Here is a 21,590-nt window from a genome sequence, read left to right on the forward strand (position 1 = left end):
ACGTTAATCCGTCTCCTTTGGTGTGTCTTCCTCTGTTTGAGATGCCTCGAGTTGCATCATTTTTTGAACGAGGATGTGTTTTGGCATATGCATCAGTTCCTCGAGGGGGACGTTTAATTTTTTTGCGAGTTCAACTGCGGTCTCTGGTGATAGTTGTAATGGACGCATGGAAGGTCTCCTTTCTAAACGATATGTCTTTACCGTCAGTATACAGGAAAATCGAAAATGTGTTGAATGAACACATTCAAAATCGAATTTCGTTTCGGTCGTTGCTAAGCTGAAACTAGGAAGTGATCAAATGTACAAACAAACAGCAGACTTTCAATTTCATCAAACGATCGAATGGCTAGAACGTGTAGGTGAAGGTTGGATGTTGTACTTGGCGCAAACTGGATTTTTGTTCTTTGACGAGTCGTCTCAAATTCGCTGGGAGATCGACTGGAAATGGACACCATGCGCCCTATATGTGGAGCCGAATGCAAGACGTGCCGTGGCATGGTTCCAGGAAAAAGGACTTTACGGAGTCATTGATTTACAACGAGGACAGATGGAGACGCATGCGATCCCTCAACGATTCAACGGAGACTGGTTTAGCAATTTGCACTATTGGCAAGGCGATGACATCTTCTTATATTCAGCCGAATCGGATGTCGTAGCCTTGAACCTCCATGATCATACGTTTCGATATAGCCGCTATGAAGAAGTCCCTGTCTTTGGGAACATCATCGAGCTAGCGTATCAAGGGACGTATGATTTTGAACGATTCACACCTGAAACGTGTGTGACATTGTTCGATGAACGAACTCATCATTTTTTAGTTGAAAATGTGAAGACGAAAGAAACCTGGCGCATTCCATACGAAGGAAACCGCGACACGGTCATTCTCGATCAAGTGGGAGAAACGACGGCGATCACATCGACAGAGTCGTTCCAACTGTTTCATCGAGAGGAAGAATTATTTTGCTCAAGCGTGTGTGCAGACACCCAATTATTGAAGGTAATGCTGTTAGATGAACGAGGGGATCGACTCGTCGTCTTGTCCGCACCACCTCGATTTTGTCATAGCTGGCTTCAAGTCTTTGAACGACAAGAGTCCTGAACCGAACTTAGGTTCAGGAATTTTTTGTGAAGTGATGATGAATGAATCGAGAAACGGGAAGTAGATGGATAGACAGGGAGGAGTGACATCAATGGAATGGTTAGGTAGGCAGTTGGTTCGTTTTCGGTATGGCGTATTACTCATATGGGCGATTTTACTCGCGGGTTCAGTTTATTTCGGGCTACAGCTCCCGGGTGAGTTGAGAGGAAACGGATTTGCCATTCAAGACGGACGTTTCCAACAGGTAGAAGATCAGTTGAATGAACGATTTGATCGAGCAGGTGCTTCAATGATCGTCTTATTTGAAGGAGGAAATCTGGAGGCGGTCATGGACGAACAACAAGACCGTTTTGGGGAAATTTCATCAATTGATGGCGTGATTACCCCGGCGGAGAATCCGGACGCGCGTTCAGGGGACGTATCCTATTTCGTGCTGGAATTCGAAGATTATGATGCGGCGGAATCCTCGATCGATGCCGTCCGAGACGCGCTCATCGTTGATACGGATACCGAAGTCCGCTTGACGGGAGAACCGGTCTTTGCGGATGACTTAAACGAAGCTTCGAAAAATGACTTGATTCGAGCGGAGTTGATTGGGATTCCGGTCGCGCTTCTCGTGTTGTTGCTTGTTTTCGGCACACCGCTCGCCGCGCTCATGCCGTTACTCGTCGGGTTGATTACCTTTATTGTCGCAGCGGGATCGCTATTCTTTTTTGCACAAAACATGGAATTATCTATCTTTGTTCTCAATGCCGTCGCCATGATTGCGATTGCGCTTGGGATTGATTTTTCACTGTTACTCGTCAATCGGTATCGGGAAGAGTTAACGCGCGGGCAATCGAGAGAAGAGGCGATTGTCCGGACGGTAGCGACGGCGGGACGCTCGATTCTCTTTTCAGGTCTATGTGTCTTTGTCGGATTAGCCGGACTCCTATTTATTCAAGTAGATGTCTTTCAGGCGGTCGCGCTCGGTGCCCTCATTGCCGTCGCGGGGGCCGTGCTATCTGCACTGACCTTGTTGCCGTCGTCGCTTTACTTAGTCGGTGACGCCTTGAATAAAGGACGAATCATCAAGACAGATGAGACGAAATCTGAAAAGCGCTGGCAAAAACTTGCTCGCTTCGTGATGAGACGTCCGGTGACGATGACGCTCATTGCTTTGTTGATCCTGCTCCCGAGTCTTTGGTTCGTGCGCGACCTAGAGTTGAACATTCCGGACGCCGATGCGCTCCCTACCTCATATGAATCACGAGCGGCACTCGAACGATGGGACGATGTGTTTGGGGATAACTCGACCGATGCGGTCCTTCTGTTTGAAGCGAACGATTTGACCGATCCGATGATTTTAGAGGAATTGACGAGTCTCACAGATGAGTTAAACGAGGTCGATATTGTCGATAATGTCTCGACTTTCTTAACGACATCCGGATTGACGCCTGAGACGTTTACGCAACTCGCCGAAGCGGCGCCAGAACAACTCGCCCCACTTGAGCGACTTGTGACCCTTGATGAGAATACAGATTTGGCGCTCGTGAATGTCAGCTTCGATGTACCTCCGAGCGACAAAGAAGCGCAAGCATTCGTACGCGATTGGCGAGACAAAGGGTTTGAAGTCGGCGGACCGGCAGCCTTCAATGAAGAGATTTATGATGAGATTTATGACAGCATTCCCTATGCGGTCATCACCGTCATCTTGGCAACCTTCTTCATCCTCATGTGGGCGTTCCGATCCATCTTGATTCCAATCAAGGCGATTCTCATGAACGTGCTTGGTCTTGGGGCGACGTTCGGTTTACTCGTCATCATTTTTGAATCAGGTTATGTGTACGATGCAGAAACAATCAGTATTTTGACACCGGTGTTCATCTTCTCACTCGTCTTTGGATTGTCGATGGACTATGAGGTATTTCTCGTTTCGCGAATCGAGGAATATTACCGCGAGACAGGCGACAATGACTATGCGACGGAGATGGGGCTTGCGAAGACGAGTAAAATCATCACTTCAGCCGCCATCATTATGATCGTCGTGACGGGTGCGTTCGCCTTCACGGGTGTGAGCCCGATCAAACAGCTTGGTGTGGGGATTGCGCTCGCCATCTTCATTGATGCGACCATCATCCGGATCCTGCTCGTTCCGTCTCTCATGAAACTGTTCGGGGATTGGAACTGGTGGTGGTTCGGAAAGAAAGATTTACCGAAACGTAACATGCACTAAAGGTAAAATTCATGAACTGAATCAAAATGTGTGGTAAACTACGTACAAGATTACGCGCAATTTGAGAAAGGAAGGTCTTTATGGATACCGAGAGGACATGGCCTCTGTTCCAACTTCCGGACTTCTAGCGTTGACTGATCGCTTACACGTGTATCAATCAACAAACGGAAGATCGGAGATGGAACAGATGGAACCGCAGCTACGACTGAGGATCCTCCTCTCCGTCAAGAACGGGGAGGACAATCGGAATGAAACGAGTTGCTACCATAGTGCTCGGAACGCTGATCATGGCGTTCGGTTATTATTATTTGAATGAACAGTTTGGTTTGGCGGAAGGCGGGTTCGTCGGATTATCGCTACTCGGTCGTTATTTATTTGATATCGACCCGGCGATTTCGATGATCGTGCTCGACATCCCATTTTTTATCGTCGCTTTGTGGTGGAGAGGATGGCGTTTTGTCGGGCAAGCGGTACTAGCCGCTTCGTCCTTGTCGCTTAGTTATGCGATGTGGGACCGTCTCGACTTGCTCACGTTTGATATTCAAGTATGGCCGGCAACATTGTTTGCGGCCATCGCGAGTGGGATTGTGACCGGATATGGTCTCGGTCTTGTCTTGAAGTCAGGCGGGGCTACCGGAGGCGATGACTTATTCGCTCTTGGCTTATCGAAATGGACAGGTGTGTCGGTCGGTACGATTCTGATTATTTTTGATGTGATCGTCCTTGGGATTTCACTCATCTATTTACCATTATCGAACGCATTGTATACTCTCATCGCAGTATCGATTGCCGGAAGGGTCGTCACAAAGATGCTCGTCGTCGACGAACCGAAAGCGACACCCGTCGCACCAAATTGGACACCAAAAAACGATCTCGCATGAGATCGTTTTTTTATGAAGAGTGAGAGCGAGTTAGGTTGGCTTGAATCTCGATGGAAAAAAAATACTGTTAACAAATCGAGAGTGGTACAATGAACTATAGATTGAATTTCTGGTGGTGAGAAGATGAACCGTAACATCGTAAACTTGAGTATCCTCGCATTACTTATGGCAGTGATGGTAATGAATAACCTTGAAGGACTGCACACGCTCAAAACGATTGTGAACAGTCTGGCAATGCTGACGCTATCTGTCATTGGAATCATGTTCATAACGAACTATGCGAAAAATAAGAAACAAGCTATGTGATGAAATAGGTGGCTGGCGCTGCCTATTTTCTTTTTCGCTTTTTGTGGTAAATCTCACAGCGCATGCTCTCACCATCCATTACACTAGTGGGGGAAGGAGTGATGGTTGATGAAATGGATGATTCCAACACAGCATGGGGCATGGTCGATGCTCATTTTACCGTTCGTTCTTGGAGGGACAGTCGGGGGATGGGTGTGGACACATGTGCCTTTTGCTATTGCATGGTTGTTTGTCTATATGGGGACATTCTTCTTATTCCAATACATCAAGCAACGAAAGAAATCGCGTGAGCTTTTACGCACCGTGATCATCTATCTGATGATTGCTACACTATCCATCATCCCAGTGTTATGGATGCAATGGAGTCTCATCTGGTTCGCTTTTGCAATGATTCCGTTCGGTCTCGCAAACGCCTATTTTGCCAAAATCAAAGATGAGCGAAACGTATGGAATGACGTCAGTGCCGTCACTTCATTCTGTATTGGAGGAATGGCGAGTTATTACCACGGAGCACACGTCGTGGATGAAACAAGTGCATGGGTATTCGTTTTGCCATACCTCTATTTCCTCGGAAGTATCTTTTTCGTCAAGACGATGATTCGGGAAAAGAAGAGCATCGCGTATCGTAACCTTTCGTGGGGGTATCATATGCTGTTAATCGTCGTGTTCATTGCGCTCGGTTATCCGCTGCTCGCTTTAGCATATGCCCCGAGTTTGATTCGTGCTATTTGGTTCTACGGCAAAAAAATCCCAATCATGAAGATTGGGATTGTCGAAATCGCAAACTCTGTATTTGTACTGGTGTGTCTCACGATGAATCTCTTAATTTAATTTGTGGTTGATGAGGTACTAGCGATAACGGCGGCAGTCGTGGCAGCGGTCGCCGCTTGTTGCATCGCCAATAAGTGGGCAAACGTACCGTGGAGCAATAAGTCGCTAGCCTCGTTTGTTATGCGTTCGGCCGCTACAAGTTGAAGTGCGATGAGCACGCTATGTGTGTTGAACCAACGCTGCTTGTCTTTTTCGGCCCCTACGATTTCCTGAATAGCATGAATCGCGCTCGTATTCGGTTCCGTGACAATGCTAAGTAGTGCGAGTGCGGGTAAGTGTTCGCGACGAATCGAGATGTGCACTTCATCTAATTGAGACTTCCATGTGAGCAATCGAGAGACTGCTTCTTCGGGTGAGGACTCGCTGAACGTCAAAAGGTGCGAGACGAGTTGCAGTTCGTTTGACTTCGGGAGCCGTCCCTTCAATAATGCATAATGTTGCTCGATGCGTTCGTTCAAATCAATGATATCGTCAAACGCTTGCACGAGCACGAGCGCCGATAATAAGTCTTCCTCGCTTGTCAACCAAGGGTGATGTCGTTTGAACGTTTGATATAGTTCGGTCGCCTCATCGAGCCGACGGTCGGGTTCCTCGACATTGATCAGTTGATTCGCTAAAAAGGGACGTAGTGAACTGAAGCGGAAGTGTTTCCGGTCGAGTAACGTATCGAGACGGAGCGCCTCGTCGATTGCGGTTCCGATGTCCTCATACTTGGCGTCGAGAAACGAGAGCCAGACGAGGTTTTGACTGCCTCGAAACTTCGAGAACATCTTCGTTTTTTGTTTTAATACATCGCGTGCGTTCGAAAATCGAGATGCCTCGAACGGGGTGTCGTGAATTGCGTAATGAACGGCCATCAAGCGTCGGAAATCATCTGTCAGTTCCCACTTTGTTGCCGTCTTGATGGCCTCTAGTGCTTCTACATATCGTTCATATCGTGTCATGTCGAATCGCCTCCTTGTCCAATCATACGAGCGGGGGCGATCAGATGTTTCAAAAAAAGCCGTCTCGGAAACATTTCCGGACGGCTTTTGATTATTGTACTTGTGTGTAGAGTTTTTGCATGTACTCGTTCACTTCATCGGCCGCTTGGAACATCATGAATGAGTGTTGCAAGATGATCTCTGGTGAGAAACCGAGGTCGAGGTCGAGTGTCGAGGCGAGTGTGACATCGCGATCGCTGTCGAGTACACAACGGAAGTATTTGAACTCCTGGTTGAACTCGTTCAAGGCATTAAGAATCGGTAAATCTTCTACGTAATCTGGGACGTGCGTGACGGTAGCGGCATACAACTCAGCATCTGTCGTCTTTTTGTTAAAAGCGATAATCATAACGGGCTGAGCCCCGGATTTTGTTGTTTCACGCGTCAAGAACGTGACGTGCGTTTCAGTGTCGCTCTCTTTGAACGTCATGTTGCGTTCAGCGGCGAGCGCTTTAAATGATTCTACTTTTTCTTCGAAGTTCACAAGGAAATCCCCCTTAGTAAGTCGTTACTCTAACTTTCTCCCATTTGGACAGGGAAAGCAAGGGGAACTAGCGTTTCATCAACATTTTAATGGCTTCTTCCACCGTTTCGGACGTATCTTCGCCATCTGCTTGAGCGGTGATGATACATTGTTCCAAGTTCTTAGCCACAATGATAGTCGAAGCGCGATCGAGTGCGGAACGTGCGGCACTTAATTGCGTCACGACATCGCGACATTCTTTTCCTTCCTCCATCATCCGGATGATGGCACGAATTTGTCCTTCCACTCGTTTCATGCGATTCAATACTTTTGCATCGTATACATACGGTTCCATATCATTCACCTCTATAGGAAAAATTGTTCAGTTACCCAACTATTTATTGTGTAGGCTCATCTTAATACATGGGGGAGTATGTGTCGAGCATCAACTATCCAAATGGATGATGTTGAAAAATTCGACATTTCGTCAAACTTATTTCTTGCAATTAAATACCTAAGGGGGTATATTAATGACGTGGAAGCGAAATGTTCAACAAATCACAAACTTGTCGAACGCCAGCAACCAAGCCGAATGGTATAAATCGAATTGAAAACAGAAAGGTAGATCAACGATGAAAGCATCCGCTTTAAAACGTCAAATGGACTTTGAAGTGCCTGTAAATATCGTCGACGTCCGAGAACGTGACGAGTTTCAAGAAGCACATATTGAGGGCGCGAAAAACTATCCGTTATCCGAAATGACAGAGTGGATCGACACGCTCGATCCAGCTGAAGAATATGTCGTTCTTTGCCGCTCAGGTGCGCGTAGCACGCAAGCGACTTGGCAAATGGAGGCGAAAGGCTATAAAGTGGTCAATATAGAAGATGGCTTGATGAGTTGGCCAGGAGAAGTCGTCAGAGGAGGAAATGGACAATGAGTAAAAAAATCGTAATCGTCGGTGGGGTAGCAGGTGGTGCGTCTGCAGCTGCACGACTCCGTCGTTTGAATGAAGAGAATCAAATCGTCATGTTCGACCGTGGGGAGTATATCTCATTCGCGAACTGTGGTCTTCCATACTATATCGGGGATGTCATCCAAGACCGTCAAAAACTCCTTGTTCAAACCGTTGAAGGGATGAACAAGCGTTTCCAACTCGATATCCGCAATTTGACGGAAGTCATTAAAATTAACCGTGACGAGAAAACAGTGACGGTGAAACACGTTCAAACAGGCGAAACGTATGACGAGTCATACGACGTTCTCATTCTTTCTCCGGGAGCGAAACCGATTCGTCCAAACATTCCTGGAATCGACGAGGCAGAAGATATTTTCACGCTTCGCAACATTCCGGACACAGATAAAATCCGTGGCTACGTCGATGACAAGGCGCCGAAGCATGCGACCGTGATTGGTGGAGGCTTTATCGGGATTGAGATGGCAGAAAACTTACGTGAGCGTGGTGTTGAGGTGACGCTCGTTGAGATGGCAGACCAAGTCATGACGCCACTTGACCGTGAGATGGTGGCGCCAATTCATGAACACATGCGCTTGCATGGCGTCGAGCTTCAATTGTCTGATGGCGTTTCTTCGTTCTCAGAGCAAGGAAAGAAAGTTCATTTGACAAGCGGTCGTGTCATCGATACAGATATGGTCATCATGTCGATCGGTGTTACACCGGAATCGACGATTGCGCGTGAGGCAGGCCTTGAAACAGGTACGCGCGGTGCCATTCGCGTTAATGAAAAGATGCTCACATCAGACCCGAATATTTACGCGATCGGGGATGCGGTCGAAGTACTCGACTACGTCTTCAAAGAACCGACTGTCGTGCCACTCGCATGGCCAGCGAACCGTCAAGGCCGTCTCGTTGCCGATATCATTAACGGCCGTGACGTGAAATACAATGGAACGATGGGAACGGGAATCGCCAAAGTATTTGATATGACGGTTGCATCGACAGGATGGAATGAAAAACGGTTGAAGGCGGCTGGCAAGACGTATGAGGCTGTTCACGTGCATCCAGGTTCGCATGCTGGTTATTATCCAGGATCGACACCTGTGTCGCTTAAACTCTTGTTCCACCCGACAACGGGTGAAATCTATGGTGCGCAAGGTGTCGGAATCAATGGAGTCGATAAACGCATCGACGTCATTGCGACAGCTATGAAGGGTGGTTTGACGGTCCTCGATCTACCTGACCTTGAGCTCAGTTATGCACCACCGTTCAGTTCTGCGAAAGATCCGGTCAATATGATCGGGTATGTCGCATCGAACGTCGTCCTCGGTGACAATGAAGTCGTGCATTGGGATGAAATCGATGAGCTCGTGGAAAATGGAGCGACGTTACTAGACGTTCGCGATGAATCGGAGCATGAACTCGGAAAGATTCCAGGATCGATCAATGTGCCACTCAACTCATTACGAGAAAACTTGGACAACTACGACCGGAATGAAACGATTTACGTGACGTGCCAAGTCGGTCTTCGTGGCTATCTCGCATCACGCATCTTACGTCAAAACGGCTTCAAAGTGAAAAACTTGAGCGGTGGCTACAAGACGTGGTCGCAAATCAATCGTGATTTCGAGGCGCTTGAAGAAGCGAACATATCAAATGAAACAGCGGCTACCGTTGTAGAAGAGGAGCCAACACAAATGACAAATGCACCAATCGGGGAAGCGGTCATGTTAGACACATGTGGTCTACAATGCCCGGGACCTATTTTAGAAGTAAATAAGAAAGTCGCAGAACTCGGGGAAGGCGAAACGCTCCGCGTTCTCGCAAGTGACCCAGGATTCTTCGCAGATATCGAAGCATGGGCGAAGAAGACAGGCAACAAACTCGTCTCGAAACAATTCGTTAACGGACGCGTTGAAGCCATCCTTCAAAAAGGACAAGGTCCGGCTGCACCACAAGCAGGCGCACCAGCAGGAGACGGTGCATCAATGGTCGTCTTCAGCGGAGACCTCGACCGCGCACTCGCATCCCTCATCATTGCGCAAGGTGCTGCCGCGATGGGGAAAGAAGTGACGATGTTCTTCACATTCTGGGGACTCAATGTCATCCGCAAACCGGACGCGCCGGAAGTGAAAAAGCAAGGTCTTGAGAAAATGTTCGGCATGATGATGCCAGGACATGCAGGCGAATTGCCACTTTCGAACATGAACTTCGGTGGTGTTGGTCAAAAAATGATGAAGAAAGTCATGAGCGATAAGAACGTTCCTTCTGTCGAAGAAATGATCAAGTCAGCGCAAGAAGCAGGCGTGAAAATGGTAGCTTGCACGATGTCAATGGATGTCATGGGCATCAAAGAAGAAGAGTTGATTGACGGGGTCGACCTTGGTGGTGTGGCGGCTTATCTCGGCGCAGCAGAAGGCGGAAATTTAAACCTCTTTATCTAAATGAAATATAGAACGAGTCGGATTGCGATGCGCTCTCCGGCTCGTTTTTTTGCTTTTAGAAAGAACCGAGATGATGTTGAAAAAACGAATTAATATTGCAATTTTCGTATAATTTACCTATAATTCAAGTCATGTTAAGAAAGTTGACATGACTTTTTCTGTTGAGATTTTTAGAATGATGGAGGATTAGTATGGAGAAATTGGTAGAGAAACTCGTTTCGCAAGCGAACGATTTGTTGTGGTCGCAAGTGCTCATCGTTGTACTTGTTGCTTTAGGTCTTTATTTTACAGTTCGTATGGGCTTCGTTCAGTTCCGCATGATTCCTGAAATGTTCCGCCTCTTGTTCAAAGAGGGCACAGCACGTGAAAAAGGCCAAGTGTCTTCGTTCCAAGCTTTCGCAATCGGAACGGCAGCTCGTGTAGGGACAGGAAACATTGCCGGTGTGGCGACAGCGATTGCGCTAGGTGGCCCAGGAGCAGTTTTCTGGATGTGGCTCATTGCGTTGATTGGGGCAGCATCTGCATTCGTCGAAAGTACGTTGGCACAAGTGTACAAGATTCGTGATGGACGCACATGGCGTGGGGGACCTGCCTACTATATGGAGCGTGCGCTCGGCCAACGTTGGCTAGGTGTCTTGTTCGCGATTTTGATCACGTTCTCATTCGGATTTGCGTTTAACTCGGTACAGTCGAACACGATTTCACTCTCTGTGAGTAACCAGTTCGGGATCAGCACAACAGTCGTCGGGATTGTCCTTGCGATTGTGACGGCCATTGTCGTCTTCGGTGGGATCCAATCGATCGCACTCTTGTCGAGTATCATCGTACCGGTCATGGCAGGTGGCTACATCTTACTCGCGATTTGGATTATGGTGACGAACGTTTCCCTTCTACCAGACGTCTTCAGCCTCATCTTCTCTGAAGGAGTCCTCGGAATTGAGCAACTCTTCGGAGGGGCGATTGGCGCCATGGTACTTCAAGGGATTCGTCGAGGTCTCTTCTCGAACGAAGCGGGTATGGGTTCTGCACCGAACGCCGCTGCGACAGCGGAAGTATCGCACCCTGTCAAACAAGGATTGATTCAATCGTTTAGCGTATTTGTCGATACATTGCTCGTTTGTACATCGACAGCGATGATTATCTTGATTTCAGGCGTAGCCGGTTCAGAGTCGTTTGCGGGTGTCGAATTGACGCAAGCCGCGTTGACAGCAGAAATCGGTTCGGTCGCGACATCGTTCTTGACGATTGCGATTTTCCTATTTGCGTTCAGTTCGATTCTTGGAAACTATTACTACGGTGAGACGAACATCCAGTTCATCTCGGATAAGAAAATCTATGTCACGCTCTATCGCATCGGTGTTGTCGGCATGGTCTTGTTTGGTGCGGTCCGCTCTGCCGGCCTTGTTTGGTCGATTGCTGACGTGTTCATGGGTCTCATGGCACTCGTGAACTTATATGCCATCTTCCGCTTGGCGAAAGTGGCTCGCGCCGTTCTCGATGACTACTTGGCACAGCGACGCGAAGGAGAAGACCCAGTTTTCTATGTCGACTCGGTTGAAAATCTTCCTGGTCGTGAATACATCGAAGCTTGGGAAAGCGAAACAGAGGAACAACAAACAGGAACAAGTCGTTCTTGATATAAGGAACCGTCTATGAATTCAAGTAGGCGGTTTTTTTACATATATAAGACGGGTAATGTCATAAAAAGGGGGCGTTCATGTATGGAGACGACGCATTATGTACGTGTTTCCCCAGAAGTTTGGGTGTCATTTAATCAGGATCCGGAGATGATTTTAGACTGGTTGATTCATATGCATGAGCAATATCGGGATCGGGACGATACGCTGACGCTTCCGAATGTGGAACCGTTTCAACGCGTACTTAGTCAAATCGAGGTATATATCGACGGGGCCGACACGTATAACATGGAAATGGCGCTCGTCGGCGAAGAGTTGATTGTCAATGAGGCGCAGGCGGTCGTGGTCGGTATCTTGACCCCGCAGTTACTTCATATCGTCAAAGATACGTTGCATGCGTTCGGGCGAGATGATGTGAAAGACATGGCATTCGTTGCAAAAGATGAATTCGAGATGATTTGGGAAGATTGGACCCGGTTGCAACAGTTTTGTGAGATCGCTTCGTCCCAGGAAGAACTCGTCTTGATTTATTATGAATGAAAGTGAATTCCCATGGTATACTGTTAATAAATGGTATAAAGGGGATTTGCTCATGGATGTGTTCGGCACACTCATCTGGCTCGGGCTACTCATCAATCCGTTTCTTGCGTATCAAACGGGGTTCAAGTCGCTTTATCGCATCACACTTATCTCATTCGCTGTATTCTTGGTGACATGGGGGTATGCTGTCACGGTCGGGGTGGTATCTGTCTCATTTGACACGGCTTGGAACGTCCTTCTCATCGCGTATGTCGGTCTTTTAGTATTGAATAGTTATTTGGTCAGCAAGCGGTTCGTTCCAAAAATGACATGGATTCGTTTTGTTGCAATCGCACTGATAGGCGTTGGTGTCAGTCAAGCGTGGTTGGGATTGAGTACAGGGGAGTGGACGACTTTATTCTTCATGGACGGGGATTTCTGGATGATGAGCGTCATCGTATCGCTACTCCTCCTGCTTCTCGTCACGCTGAAGACGTTAGATCATCAAATAGAAGCATGAAAAAAATCCCGAAGCGAGGTGACTCGTTTCGGGATTTCGATTATTTCAACGCTGTCTCAAGTGCCTTGACGTTTTCACGCATCAAGTCGAAGTAGCTTTTATCCATCTGCTCTTTCGTGACCGATTCCAAGTTGTAGATCGTCACGCTCTCTGCACCGATCTCTTGTTTCACGACTTCGGCCACTTTTGGTGTGACCGTGTCTTCGAATGCGATATAGTTCAAGTCGTGGAGACGGGCTTCCTCGATGATCCGCTTGAGAGCTTGTTGTGACGGCTCTTCAGACGGTGTAAGTCCCGCGATTGGTAATTGGTCAAATCCGTAACGTTCAGCCAAATAACCATATGCGGCATGCGTCACGAGTAACTCGGATTTTGAACCGTTCTCGACGGCTGCCTTCAATTCAGTGTCGAGAGCGTTTGCTTCGTCTTTAAAAGTGCTTAACCGTTCTGCGAACTCGCCTTTATAGTCGGGTGCTTCCTCACTGAATGCGGCTTCGACCGCTTCTGCCATTGATACAGCATTCATTGGGTCGAGCCAGACGTGGGGATCGTATTGACCGTGACTATGACCGTCTCCTTCTTCGTGGGCATGTTCGTCTTCAGAATGTCCTTCTTCTTCATGAGCGTGGTCGTCTTCAGTATGTCCTTCCTCATCATGGACATGGACGGTATCCGCCGCATCAAGTAACTTCACGTTCTCGGCTGTTTTGACGAAGGCGACGTTCTGACCATCTAAACTCTTCTCCATAGACTCGACGTAAGGTTCAAGGTCATGACCAATCGTCAAAAAGAGGTCGGCTTCTGCGATTTGTGTCATTTGCTTTGAAGTTGGCTCATACGTATGCGGATCAGCCCCAGGTGGAATGACCATCTCCACGTTGACGCGGTCCCCACCGATTTCTTCGGCTAATGATTTTAATGCAAACGTTGAAGCGAAGACGGTCAGTTGACCATCTGTCGATTCAGATGTGTTATCTCCTTCGGTATTTCCACACGCACCAAGTAAAAGCGTACCGGCTGCGACTGCGCCTAACCAAGTTTTCTTCATCTTCCATCTTCCACCTTTCAAGTTATCTGAATATTAAATCGTAACTGTTACGTTTTATGACTGCGAGTAATATTATAGTGTGAGCTTCGGAGCACGTCAAGTCCGACTTCTGATGGATAGATTTTTGAAAAAAGCGGGAATATGATTAAAAAAAGGAACGAGGAGTGGATTGTATGAGAAAGGAGACTGCCTGGTTTGTCGGGGGTGCGGCGATTGCTGCGGCGACGGCAGCCGGGGCTAGCGTGTGGAGTCAATATGGGTCCCTTGTCAGATGGCAAGAACCCGAGTTGCCGATTCAACCGACAACACGCCGGCGCCACACGTACACGTATAAAATTGTTCACGATCGTCCGCTCCAATTTGATTTGTATCTCCCCCCTGGAGAAGGGCCGTTCCCCGTAGCGGTATATGCACATGGGGGAGCGTTCGTCAGAGGGAATCGGAGTATGGTGACCCTGTTTCATCCGTTGCTTGACCACTTTTTGGGGAAAGAGATCGCTGTCGTCAGCATCGATTATCGCTTATTTGAAGACGGGGTGTACTTCCCCGATAATATTTTTGATGTCTCAGATGCACTGTGCTATTTGAAACAACATGAATCGTTATTGACGCTAGACACGAGTCAATTGCTCGTTTGGGGGGATTCAGCAGGCGCTGCGCTCATGCTTGCGACTGCGCTCGACCGTCATCGACAATTTGCAGGTGATTTGGGAGACGACCTCCCGACGATCAAAGGGGTCATCGCCTTGTATCCACCGACGAACTTTTTATTGTTCAAATTCATCCAGACGTGGCTCGCCCATTTAAAGTTCTATGAAGGAAGCCGCGAGGAATGGCGTGAGTTGATGGTAAAATGCTCCCCGGTCTCCCATCTATACGCCGATGCCCCGCCGATTTTACTGCTACACGGGAAGAAAGATCCGATTGTCCCGTTCGGCCAAGCGCTTCACTTCGTCGAACATGCGAGTGATGTCGGTGCGAACGTTCAACTCATCTCATTTCCAAATGGAACCCACTCGCTTGCGAGCTTCCTCCAATCGGATAATCCAATCAAAGAAGAGCAACTCATGGCCCGAATCAATCGTTTTATTGAAGAATGTCTCGGATGACGTTGCGATTTTTAGGGAAGATGGTACGATGGGGGATGATTGAAAGAGTAAGGAGTGGAAGTAGTGACAGAGTTATGTTTAGTCAGACACGGTCAGACCGATTGGAATCGTTTAGAAATTATTCAAGGGCGTGAAGATAACCCGTTGAATGCACTCGGACGTCAACAGGCAGAGGAGAGTGCAGCTTTTTTGAGTCAAGAGGAGTGGGACGTCATCGTATCGAGTCCCTTGTCACGTGCGGTTCACACCGCACAAGCAATCGCAACAGCGTGTGGCATCGAACATAAAGCGATTCTGCTAGATGAGCGTTTCATTGAACGTGAATTCGGAACGGCATCCGGGCAACCCGTGAAAGGAATTTACGAGGCGGTCCAAGCAGATGACCAGGAGCGGATTCCTGGTCTCGAAACAGAAGACGAGATGCGTAGCCGGGTCTTAGAAGGAATGAACCATTTGGTGGATACGTATCCAGGGAAGCGCATCGTTGTCGTCTGCCATTCCCATGCAATCAAAGCGGCGCTTTCTGCCATCGATGGGACATATACGTTCCGTCACGCCATGCGAAACGCCTGCTCGAACTATATCATCCATCAACAAGGTCAGTTTGAAGTGAAGGCGGTCAACGTGGCTGACCATATCACCGATCCGACCATTATGAAATGAGGAGAATGTCATGACGACCTTACTATGGGTATTCATTATCGCATCATTTGTGGTCGCTTTTGCAGGACTCATCTATCCAGTCATCCCGAGTGTCTTGTTCTTGTTCATCGGATACATGATTTATGGATTCGGTTTTTCGTTTGAACCATTGACCTGGACATTCTGGGTATGGCAATCGGTCTTCCTCGTCTTCTTATTCGGCGTCGACTATGTCGTCACCCGGGCTACGGTGGATAAACGGGGCGGTTCGGAGCGAGCGAAATGGGGTGCGACAATCGGCTTGATTGCGGGACCGTTTATTTTCCCGCTCGTCGGGGTTTTGATTTTTCCGTTCATCTTCGCTTTCTTGGCGGAGTTGACACTCGGGAAGACGACACGTGAAGCGTGGAGCATCGGCGTTGGAACCGTTCTCGCCTTTCTCGGCAGCACGCTCTTAAAAGTGATCGGGATGACGATGATGATCATCCTATTCTTTATCTACGTGTGAGGCGGAGATGTTTCTCCGTCTTTTTAGTTTGAAAGGTGAATGGTTTTGGGGAAAGAAAAACAGGTCATCCGATTATTCAAATGACCCGGTTTTAACCAATTGATTGAAAGCGGAGCGACTGAACGATTGTTGCATTTCGACTTTTTTCTCGAAGAAGGCGGGCTTTAAATTCGATGTGGCGACGCCATCTTGAATCAACGAATCGAGTACTTGCTTCGTCGCGTCTTGTTTCGGCATCAACATGAGTCCTTCAGCGACGAACGTATGATGGTCGTTCAAGGCCCTCTCGCTCGTGAACGTCAAAGCGAGTGCAGCCGGGGCGTTCGTTGGCGACGTGATGACGGCTTCAGCGAGGATGAGGATGCGTTTGTTTAAGTAATGATGGAGCGTGACAGCCGACTCGGTCGGCACGAGCATTTCGAGGAGCCATTCTGAATCGTGCTCCTTCGAGATGATTAAACCATCGAGTAAATCGATCGGTAAATTCAGTTCATTGCCGTATTCGTCTTGGACGAGTCGGACTTGGACGAGGCGAAACGTTTTCATAGGATCGTTCCTTTCCGCGTTTTCTTTAGACCATCTTAACACAGTCTGAGGAATAGAATGTGTTAAGATAACGGGGAAGAAACAGAAAAATAGAGAGTGAGGGAGGCATCAAGATGAGTTGGGTTGTTGGCGTAATCGGGTATGTGACGATTCTCGCAATCGTCTATTATGGTGTCCTTTTCTTCAAAGTGAAACGGGAGCGGAGTCGGGCCGGCTATCGGATCTTTCTCTTGCTTGCCGGATTGTTTTTAGTCAGTGGGAGCGATTATATCATTGCGTTGTTCCAAGGAGACACCGAAGCGACGTTTTGGCAACGGACCGTCTATTTTGTCTTGATATTGCTCTCTTTGTCGATGGCGCTTTACTTTCGGAGAAAAGAAGATCAAAGCCAAGCAGGCGAGATGACAATGGTATAAAAAAAACGGCTGTGGGTATGCACCCACAGCCGTTTTTTTATTTTGGTACCCGCGTTTTGCGAATCATATCGAGTTTTAAATCCCATAGCGACTTGCTGAACGTCACCGAATACACTTCCGGTAAACGGAGACGCTTGTACTCTTCCCACAATCCGTTCATCTGCTCGTGATGATATGCACGAATCTCACTTGTGCTTGGAAGGTCGTATACGCGTTTCCCATCAAGGAAGATTGGTTGCAACAAGCGTTTCACGTTGAAGTTACGTGTCTTGATCTTGAAGGCCGGGTCACGAACGTCAATCAAGTCGATCTCGGTGTAAGATTCGACCGGTTCATCGGCGAGGGCGATATAGTCGCCTTTGAACTTTTTCGTTTCGTTGTCGATGATGCGATACAACTCTTTCTTGTGAGGAGTCGTCGTCTTCACCTTGGAAGAAGATACTTTGATGACCGGTTTTAATTCCCCGGATTCATCCTCACGCGCGACGAGTTTATAGACCATACCGAGTGCCGGCTGCTCGTAAGCCGTGATGCCACGTGTCCCAACGAGGAACGTATCGGCCTCTGCGCCTTGCATCCGTAAGTCCTGGATGACATACTCATCCAAATCCCCAGAGACGACGATTTTGACGTAGTCGAGCCCTGCTTCATTCAACGCTTTCCGGGCACGCTTCGACAAGTAGGCGAGGTCTCCAGAGTCGAGTCGTACTGACTTGAGACGATGGCCATTCGCCTCGAGTTCTTTTGCGACCGTAATCGCATTTGGCAGACCAGACTTGAGTGTGTCATACGTGTCGATGAGAAGGCTCGTGTTGTCCGGATACATTTCAGCGAATGAACGGAATGCGCTCAATTCATCATCATGGAACTGAATATCAGCATGCTCCATCGTTCCTCCTGTCGGGACATCAAAGTCACGACCGGCTGACACGAGACTTGTCACATCAAAACCAGCGATGTAAGCCGCACGTGTTCCGTAGTAAGCCGCATCGACACCTTGCGCGCGACGAGCTCCTCCTTCAAGGAGTGTCTCGTTCGGAGCAGCCTGACGAATCCGGGCATACTTCGTGGCGATGAGTGATTCATGGTTCGCGATATTGAGTAGCGCCGTTTGGAACAGTTTCGCTTCAAAGATGGTCGATTCAATCCGAACGACTTGTTCATGTGGGAAGATGACTTCTCCTTCGCGAACACTATATAGTGAACCAGTGAACTTAAAGTTCCGTAAGACGTCTTCGAATTCATCTTCGAATCCGAGTTGCTCTTTCAAATAGGTGATGTCCGCCTCCGTAAAGGAGACGTTCTCTAAGTAGTGAACGATATTCTCGAGTCCGGCGAAGACGACATAACCACCACTAAATGGATTCGAGCGATAGTAAAGGTCGAAGACGACCTTTTCATTATGGCGACCTTGCTTCCAGTAAATATACATCCAACGTGGAAGGTAAAGATCTGTGTGAAGGGCTAAATTACGATGTAACATATGATTTCCTTTCTGTTTTACGTCACTTTCCGACGACTGTCGCACCGAGTGTTGTGACGAAATGTTCGAGCGCCCATTCATGGCCGACCGGGTTGAAGCTTTGAACGGCATCGGCATGGACGACGATTTGATAACCGAGGTTGTAGGCATCTACGGCTGTATGGAGTACACAAATATCCGTGCAGACACCGACGAGATGAACTTCTGTGATTCCGCGTTCCCGAAGACGCAGGTCAAGGTCAGTTCCGGCAAAGGCACTATAACGTGTCTTATCAATCCAGTGGTCTGCCTGTTTCGCAGCTTCCTTCACAGAACCGTACAACTCACGACCCTCTGTCCCGCGGATATTGTGCGGTGGGAACAACGTCGTTTCAGGGTGGAACGTGTCACCTGCATCATGGACGTCGTTCGCGATGACGACATAGTCATCCGTTGCGAATGTCCCGATCAATTCGACGATCCGTTCTTCAATCTCTTGCCCGGGTTTCCCACAAGTCAAACGACCACTGTCTGCGATAAAATCAAATGTATAATCAATAACAATCAATGCGCGCATGGGAGATGCTCCTCTCTCGTAATGAAAATGATGGCTATCCATCTCATTCTAATTCATTATACATCATGCACGGAAGATTATTTTTCTTCGGTTTGGGTAGATTAAGACAGTAGACTGTATAGGGAAAGGGGATTGTGACGATGGTATTATCGCAAAGTGAATTGACAGAGGAACTGTCACGGTTGAACGGTTGGGAAGAAGTGAACGGGGAGATTCAAAAGACGTATCGGCTGGAAACATTTCCGGAGGCCATTCAGTTCGTGCATCTTGTAGCAGATTTGGCTGAATCGCTCGATCATCATCCGAACATCTTGATTGAATATCGGAACGTGACATTGACCGTATCGACCCATGACGAAGGGGGCATTACGGAGAAAGACATCACACTCGCGAAAGGGTGTGAGGAATTTGTCTAAGCTCTATATGACTTTTGCGTCAGGCAGCGTGGCGGAGCGTCTTCGAAAGGAGCCAGGCGTCATCGCGGCGAATGGACACGAAACGATTTTGCTCGCAGAAGGAGAGAAGTCTCCGTTCAAGAGCGGTAAAGTGTTTGAGATTGAAGAGGCGTCGGGCGAATTCGTGAAAAAAGGGAACATTTTATACGCGAACGTTCCGGCAGATGAGAATGCCCGCTCCCTGTTGTTTCACCACTTGTTGACGGAAAAGGCGCCACTCGGTGTCAGTCATGATGGGTTTTCGGCATACCGATTAGGTGTCGACCCGGATGATAATCATGCCGTCGTCTTTATTCAGTTCACGTCTGGTGGGAAACACTTTCGTGATACGGCAGACTATGCAATCCTTGAAGACCGCTTGAAGCGAGCGGTCGAACAGCGCGGTGCAGGTCCCGTCATAAAACACTATGTCGTCAGTGAGTCAGATAATCTATAATAAAAGATAACGTCATGTTAGGGGAGGATTTTTATGAACAAGAATTATTTCTGGTTGGGGATGGCTGCGGGTGCGGTAATCGGCGCAGCAGCATCACTTCTCCATAGCGAAACGCGCGATCAACAAGTGAGACAACTGAAAGGCATCAAGTCGAAGTTGAAATCATCGAACACGTCGACTGAGGCACATGCGGTCGGTCTACAAGCGTCATCGAAAGGCAACTTGAAAGACCGTGTCATGGAATGGAAATCGCTTTACGAAGAAAACCAAGATACGATTCAAAACCTCGTCGAAGACGTGAAAGACTTAGTCGATGCGCTTCAAGAGGCTCGTCATAAAAATCAAATCTAATCACAGGTCCGGTGCATGCGCATCGGACTTTTTTTTATTTGCCAAAACCCTCATACACCAATAAAAAAGGGAACGTTCTATCACGTATGAATAAAAATTCAATTGACAGAATAAATATGCATATGGTTCAATCATTTTATTCTTCTGAGGAGGTAGAGAGATGATTACGTGTGGCATCGTCGGCGTAACAGGTTATGCCGGTTTGGAATTGTTAAAACTGATCGAGCAACATCCGACTATCCGTTTAGAAAAAGCAATCAGCGACTCGAGCGCCGGGATGACCTTGTCGGAACTATATCCGTGGTTACAAGCGGATCCAAAAATACTTGAACCGTTTCAAGCAGACGCCCTAGCTGGGATTGATGTGGTATTCCTTGCGACTCCGAGCGGCGTGTCTGCTGACTATATTCGACAGTTAGCATCTTTTCCTGGAGTGGTCATCGATTTGAGTGGGGACTTACGATTACCATCCGGCTTGTATGAAACATGGTACGGGAAGCCGCCTGTGACCGAAACGATTCAACGAGAAGCTGTCTATGGATTGACCGAGTGGAATCGAGAGTTGTTGACGAAAGCGAAATGGATTTCGAATCCGGGTTGTTATGCGACCGCTGTCTCACTCGCGTTATTGCCGTTCGTTCAGCACGATTGGATCGACCCGGCACACATCGTGGTTTCGGCCTGCTCCGGCATCACGGGCGCTGGCAAAGGATTGAGTGAGAAGACCCATCATGCCAAATCGAATGAGAATGTGCAGTTATATAAGATTCATTCGCATCAGCACATCCCTGAAATCGAACAGACCCTGTACCACATGGGTGGCGCAGAAGCGACAGTCTCGATGTCGACCCACTTGCTGCCGATTAATCGCGGGATCATGGCGACAATCACGGTTCTACCGAACGATGACGTGTCAGAGGATGAATGGGTGAAGCGTCTTCAAGCCGCATATATGGATGAACCGTTCATTCGCGTGCAGCGGGGAGAGCCGGAAATCAAATCGACGGTCGGTTCGAATTACTGCGACCTCTGGGTGTACAAAGAAGAACGGACGCATCGACTGACTATCGTATCGGTCATCGACAATATGCAAAAAGGGGCGGCCGGGCAAGCCCTTCAAAATGCGAACGTTCGATTCGGATTCGATGAGACGCTCGGACTATTCAGTCAACCACAATACATTTAG

26 protein-coding genes are annotated in these 21,590 nt (G+C 48.1%); 18 read left to right on the plus strand and 8 right to left on the minus strand.

All coding sequences use genetic code 11. The features are described from left to right. Positions 1-3: 3 nt before the first annotated feature. A complete protein-coding gene (locus GVY42_RS12240) occupies positions 4-168 on the minus strand; it encodes a YycC family protein (protein WP_074034904.1) in 165 nt (54 codons plus the stop codon). A gap of 130 nt (positions 169-298) precedes the next feature. Here GVY42_RS12240 and GVY42_RS12245 point away from each other — a divergent pair, with 130 nt between their 5' ends. From GVY42_RS12245 to GVY42_RS12265, 5 genes are all read left to right on the plus strand, one after another. Next, positions 299-1,099 carry a hypothetical protein gene (locus GVY42_RS12245; RefSeq protein ID WP_159563364.1) on the plus strand — a complete coding sequence of 267 codons (801 nt, stop codon included), beginning with the start codon at positions 299-301 and terminating at the stop codon, positions 1,097-1,099. Between the two features lie 91 nt (positions 1,100-1,190). Next, a complete protein-coding gene (locus tag GVY42_RS12250) occupies positions 1,191-3,314 on the plus strand; it encodes an MMPL family transporter (protein WP_159563365.1) in 2,124 nt (707 codons plus the stop codon). Between the two features lie 248 nt (positions 3,315-3,562). After that, positions 3,563-4,195 carry a YitT family protein gene (locus GVY42_RS12255; protein ID WP_031424422.1) on the plus strand — a complete coding sequence of 211 codons (633 nt, stop codon included), beginning with the start codon at positions 3,563-3,565 and terminating at the stop codon, positions 4,193-4,195. 123 nt (positions 4,196-4,318) lie between these two features. Beyond that, positions 4,319-4,501, plus strand: a complete 183-nt coding sequence (locus tag GVY42_RS12260; protein ID WP_031424424.1) for a hypothetical protein — start codon at positions 4,319-4,321, stop codon at positions 4,499-4,501. A gap of 108 nt (positions 4,502-4,609) precedes the next feature. After that, positions 4,610-5,332: a YwiC-like family protein gene (locus tag GVY42_RS12265; RefSeq protein ID WP_159563366.1), complete on the plus strand. Its 723-nt coding sequence runs from the start codon at positions 4,610-4,612 to the stop codon at positions 5,330-5,332. Here the strand turns inward: GVY42_RS12265 and GVY42_RS12270 are convergent. From GVY42_RS12270 to GVY42_RS12280, 3 genes are all read right to left on the minus strand, one after another. Next, positions 5,329-6,276 (minus strand): DUF4003 domain-containing protein, encoded by a 948-nt coding sequence (locus tag GVY42_RS12270; protein ID WP_159563367.1) that lies wholly within the window; start codon positions 6,274-6,276, stop codon positions 5,329-5,331. The two genes, GVY42_RS12265 and GVY42_RS12270, sit on opposite strands and share 4 nt — an antisense overlap. 91 nt (positions 6,277-6,367) lie before the next feature. Next, on the minus strand, positions 6,368-6,799 hold the full coding sequence (locus GVY42_RS12275) for a YbjN domain-containing protein (protein WP_026824494.1): 432 nt from the start codon (positions 6,797-6,799) through the stop codon (positions 6,368-6,370). Positions 6,800-6,866: 67 nt separating this feature from the next. Next, positions 6,867-7,133, minus strand: coding sequence for a metal-sensitive transcriptional regulator (locus tag GVY42_RS12280; RefSeq protein WP_015880529.1), 267 nt, complete (start codon positions 7,131-7,133; stop codon positions 6,867-6,869). Positions 7,134-7,410: 277 nt separating this feature from the next. Between GVY42_RS12280 and GVY42_RS12285 the strand changes: the two genes are divergently transcribed. The 5 genes from GVY42_RS12285 to GVY42_RS12305 all read left to right on the plus strand — a co-directional run bounded on the left by GVY42_RS12285 (position 7,411) and on the right by GVY42_RS12305 (position 12,854). After that, the gene (locus GVY42_RS12285) at positions 7,411-7,716 is read left to right on the plus strand and encodes a rhodanese-like domain-containing protein (protein WP_015880530.1); all 306 of its coding nucleotides are present in this window, start codon (positions 7,411-7,413) and stop codon (positions 7,714-7,716) included. Next, on the plus strand, positions 7,713-10,178 hold the full coding sequence (locus GVY42_RS12290; protein ID WP_159563368.1) for a CoA-disulfide reductase: 2,466 nt from the start codon (positions 7,713-7,715) through the stop codon (positions 10,176-10,178). Before GVY42_RS12285 ends, GVY42_RS12290 begins: the two co-directional genes overlap by 4 nt. A gap of 191 nt (positions 10,179-10,369) precedes the next feature. After that, the gene (locus tag GVY42_RS12295; RefSeq protein ID WP_159563369.1) at positions 10,370-11,815 is read left to right on the plus strand and encodes a sodium:alanine symporter family protein; all 1,446 of its coding nucleotides are present in this window, start codon (positions 10,370-10,372) and stop codon (positions 11,813-11,815) included. Positions 11,816-11,899: 84 nt separating this feature from the next. Then, entirely contained in the window at positions 11,900-12,355 is a 456-nt protein-coding gene (locus GVY42_RS12300) for a hypothetical protein (protein ID WP_031424431.1), read from the plus strand. A gap of 52 nt (positions 12,356-12,407) precedes the next feature. After that, a complete protein-coding gene (locus tag GVY42_RS12305) occupies positions 12,408-12,854 on the plus strand; it encodes a hypothetical protein (protein ID WP_159563370.1) in 447 nt (148 codons plus the stop codon). A 40-nt stretch (positions 12,855-12,894) separates the two neighbouring features. Here GVY42_RS12305 and GVY42_RS12310 read toward each other — a convergent pair whose 3' ends face one another. Next, complete coding sequence (locus GVY42_RS12310; RefSeq protein ID WP_159563371.1) at positions 12,895-13,902, minus strand: metal ABC transporter solute-binding protein, Zn/Mn family; 1,008 nt, start codon at positions 13,900-13,902, stop codon at positions 12,895-12,897. 173 nt (positions 13,903-14,075) lie between these two features. Between GVY42_RS12310 and GVY42_RS12315 the strand changes: the two genes are divergently transcribed. The 3 genes from GVY42_RS12315 (at position 14,076) to GVY42_RS12325 (ending at position 16,161) form a co-directional block, all read left to right on the plus strand. Further along, positions 14,076-15,011, plus strand: coding sequence for an alpha/beta hydrolase (locus GVY42_RS12315; protein WP_159563372.1), 936 nt, complete (start codon positions 14,076-14,078; stop codon positions 15,009-15,011). 63 nt (positions 15,012-15,074) lie between these two features. Continuing rightward, the gene (locus GVY42_RS12320; protein ID WP_159563373.1) at positions 15,075-15,674 is read left to right on the plus strand and encodes a histidine phosphatase family protein; all 600 of its coding nucleotides are present in this window, start codon (positions 15,075-15,077) and stop codon (positions 15,672-15,674) included. 10 nt (positions 15,675-15,684) lie between these two features. Continuing rightward, positions 15,685-16,161 carry a DUF456 domain-containing protein gene (locus GVY42_RS12325; protein WP_031424439.1) on the plus strand — a complete coding sequence of 159 codons (477 nt, stop codon included), beginning with the start codon at positions 15,685-15,687 and terminating at the stop codon, positions 16,159-16,161. A 72-nt stretch (positions 16,162-16,233) separates the two neighbouring features. On the opposite strand, the gene GVY42_RS12330 is transcribed toward GVY42_RS12325, so the two are convergent. Next, a complete protein-coding gene (locus tag GVY42_RS12330; protein ID WP_031424441.1) occupies positions 16,234-16,707 on the minus strand; it encodes a YwpF-like family protein in 474 nt (157 codons plus the stop codon). A gap of 113 nt (positions 16,708-16,820) precedes the next feature. Here GVY42_RS12330 and GVY42_RS12335 point away from each other — a divergent pair, with 113 nt between their 5' ends. Beyond that, on the plus strand, positions 16,821-17,123 hold the full coding sequence (locus tag GVY42_RS12335; RefSeq protein ID WP_031424443.1) for a 7TM diverse intracellular signaling domain-containing protein: 303 nt from the start codon (positions 16,821-16,823) through the stop codon (positions 17,121-17,123). Between the two features lie 37 nt (positions 17,124-17,160). Here GVY42_RS12335 and GVY42_RS12340 read toward each other — a convergent pair whose 3' ends face one another. Then, positions 17,161-18,606 carry a nicotinate phosphoribosyltransferase gene (locus GVY42_RS12340; RefSeq protein ID WP_159563374.1) on the minus strand — a complete coding sequence of 482 codons (1,446 nt, stop codon included), beginning with the start codon at positions 18,604-18,606 and terminating at the stop codon, positions 17,161-17,163. A 22-nt stretch (positions 18,607-18,628) separates the two neighbouring features. Continuing rightward, positions 18,629-19,162 (minus strand): cysteine hydrolase family protein, encoded by a 534-nt coding sequence (locus GVY42_RS12345; protein WP_074034877.1) that lies wholly within the window; start codon positions 19,160-19,162, stop codon positions 18,629-18,631. 140 nt (positions 19,163-19,302) lie between these two features. Here GVY42_RS12345 and GVY42_RS12350 point away from each other — a divergent pair, with 140 nt between their 5' ends. The 4 genes from GVY42_RS12350 to argC all read left to right on the plus strand — a co-directional run bounded on the left by GVY42_RS12350 (position 19,303) and on the right by argC (position 21,590). Beyond that, positions 19,303-19,578, plus strand: coding sequence for a 4a-hydroxytetrahydrobiopterin dehydratase (locus tag GVY42_RS12350; RefSeq protein ID WP_159563375.1), 276 nt, complete (start codon positions 19,303-19,305; stop codon positions 19,576-19,578). Then, positions 19,571-20,053 carry a hypothetical protein gene (locus tag GVY42_RS12355; protein WP_230235411.1) on the plus strand — a complete coding sequence of 161 codons (483 nt, stop codon included), beginning with the start codon at positions 19,571-19,573 and terminating at the stop codon, positions 20,051-20,053. The genes GVY42_RS12350 and GVY42_RS12355 overlap by 8 nt, the downstream gene beginning before the upstream one ends. 33 nt (positions 20,054-20,086) lie before the next feature. Further along, a complete protein-coding gene (locus tag GVY42_RS12360; RefSeq protein WP_015880545.1) occupies positions 20,087-20,404 on the plus strand; it encodes a hypothetical protein in 318 nt (105 codons plus the stop codon). 160 nt (positions 20,405-20,564) lie between these two features. Next, positions 20,565-21,590, plus strand: a complete 1,026-nt coding sequence (gene argC, locus GVY42_RS12365; RefSeq protein ID WP_159563376.1) for an N-acetyl-gamma-glutamyl-phosphate reductase — start codon at positions 20,565-20,567, stop codon at positions 21,588-21,590.

Source organism: Exiguobacterium sp. 8A (assembly GCF_902506275.1).
GTDB classification, from domain to species: Bacteria; Bacillota; Bacilli; order Exiguobacteriales; family Exiguobacteriaceae; genus Exiguobacterium; species Exiguobacterium profundum.

Excerpts from the sequence above, each read along its gene's own strand:
- GVY42_RS12240 (WP_074034904.1), bottom strand. The coding sequence starts at position 168 with ATGCGTCCATTACAACTATCACCAGAGACCGCAGTTGAACTCGCAAAA.
- GVY42_RS12245 (WP_159563364.1), top strand. The coding sequence starts at position 299 with ATGTACAAACAAACAGCAGACTTTCAATTTCATCAAACGATCGAATGG.
- GVY42_RS12250 (WP_159563365.1), top strand. The coding sequence starts at position 1,191 with ATGGAATGGTTAGGTAGGCAGTTGGTTCGTTTTCGGTATGGCGTATTA.
- GVY42_RS12255 (WP_031424422.1), top strand. The coding sequence starts at position 3,563 with ATGAAACGAGTTGCTACCATAGTGCTCGGAACGCTGATCATGGCGTTC.
- GVY42_RS12260 (WP_031424424.1), top strand. The coding sequence starts at position 4,319 with ATGAACCGTAACATCGTAAACTTGAGTATCCTCGCATTACTTATGGCA.
- GVY42_RS12265 (WP_159563366.1), top strand. The coding sequence starts at position 4,610 with ATGAAATGGATGATTCCAACACAGCATGGGGCATGGTCGATGCTCATT.
- GVY42_RS12270 (WP_159563367.1), bottom strand. The coding sequence starts at position 6,276 with ATGACACGATATGAACGATATGTAGAAGCACTAGAGGCCATCAAGACG.
- GVY42_RS12280 (WP_015880529.1), bottom strand. The coding sequence starts at position 7,133 with ATGGAACCGTATGTATACGATGCAAAAGTATTGAATCGCATGAAACGA.
- GVY42_RS12285 (WP_015880530.1), top strand. The coding sequence starts at position 7,411 with ATGAAAGCATCCGCTTTAAAACGTCAAATGGACTTTGAAGTGCCTGTA.
- GVY42_RS12290 (WP_159563368.1), top strand. The coding sequence starts at position 7,713 with ATGAGTAAAAAAATCGTAATCGTCGGTGGGGTAGCAGGTGGTGCGTCT.
- GVY42_RS12295 (WP_159563369.1), top strand. The coding sequence starts at position 10,370 with ATGGAGAAATTGGTAGAGAAACTCGTTTCGCAAGCGAACGATTTGTTG.
- GVY42_RS12300 (WP_031424431.1), top strand. The coding sequence starts at position 11,900 with ATGGAGACGACGCATTATGTACGTGTTTCCCCAGAAGTTTGGGTGTCA.
- GVY42_RS12305 (WP_159563370.1), top strand. The coding sequence starts at position 12,408 with ATGGATGTGTTCGGCACACTCATCTGGCTCGGGCTACTCATCAATCCG.
- GVY42_RS12310 (WP_159563371.1), bottom strand. The coding sequence starts at position 13,902 with ATGAAGAAAACTTGGTTAGGCGCAGTCGCAGCCGGTACGCTTTTACTT.
- GVY42_RS12315 (WP_159563372.1), top strand. The coding sequence starts at position 14,076 with ATGAGAAAGGAGACTGCCTGGTTTGTCGGGGGTGCGGCGATTGCTGCG.
- GVY42_RS12325 (WP_031424439.1), top strand. The coding sequence starts at position 15,685 with ATGACGACCTTACTATGGGTATTCATTATCGCATCATTTGTGGTCGCT.
- GVY42_RS12330 (WP_031424441.1), bottom strand. The coding sequence starts at position 16,707 with ATGAAAACGTTTCGCCTCGTCCAAGTCCGACTCGTCCAAGACGAATAC.
- GVY42_RS12335 (WP_031424443.1), top strand. The coding sequence starts at position 16,821 with ATGAGTTGGGTTGTTGGCGTAATCGGGTATGTGACGATTCTCGCAATC.
- GVY42_RS12340 (WP_159563374.1), bottom strand. The coding sequence starts at position 18,606 with ATGTTACATCGTAATTTAGCCCTTCACACAGATCTTTACCTTCCACGT.
- GVY42_RS12345 (WP_074034877.1), bottom strand. The coding sequence starts at position 19,162 with ATGCGCGCATTGATTGTTATTGATTATACATTTGATTTTATCGCAGAC.
- GVY42_RS12350 (WP_159563375.1), top strand. The coding sequence starts at position 19,303 with ATGGTATTATCGCAAAGTGAATTGACAGAGGAACTGTCACGGTTGAAC.
- GVY42_RS12360 (WP_015880545.1), top strand. The coding sequence starts at position 20,087 with ATGAACAAGAATTATTTCTGGTTGGGGATGGCTGCGGGTGCGGTAATC.
- argC (WP_159563376.1), top strand. The coding sequence starts at position 20,565 with ATGATTACGTGTGGCATCGTCGGCGTAACAGGTTATGCCGGTTTGGAA.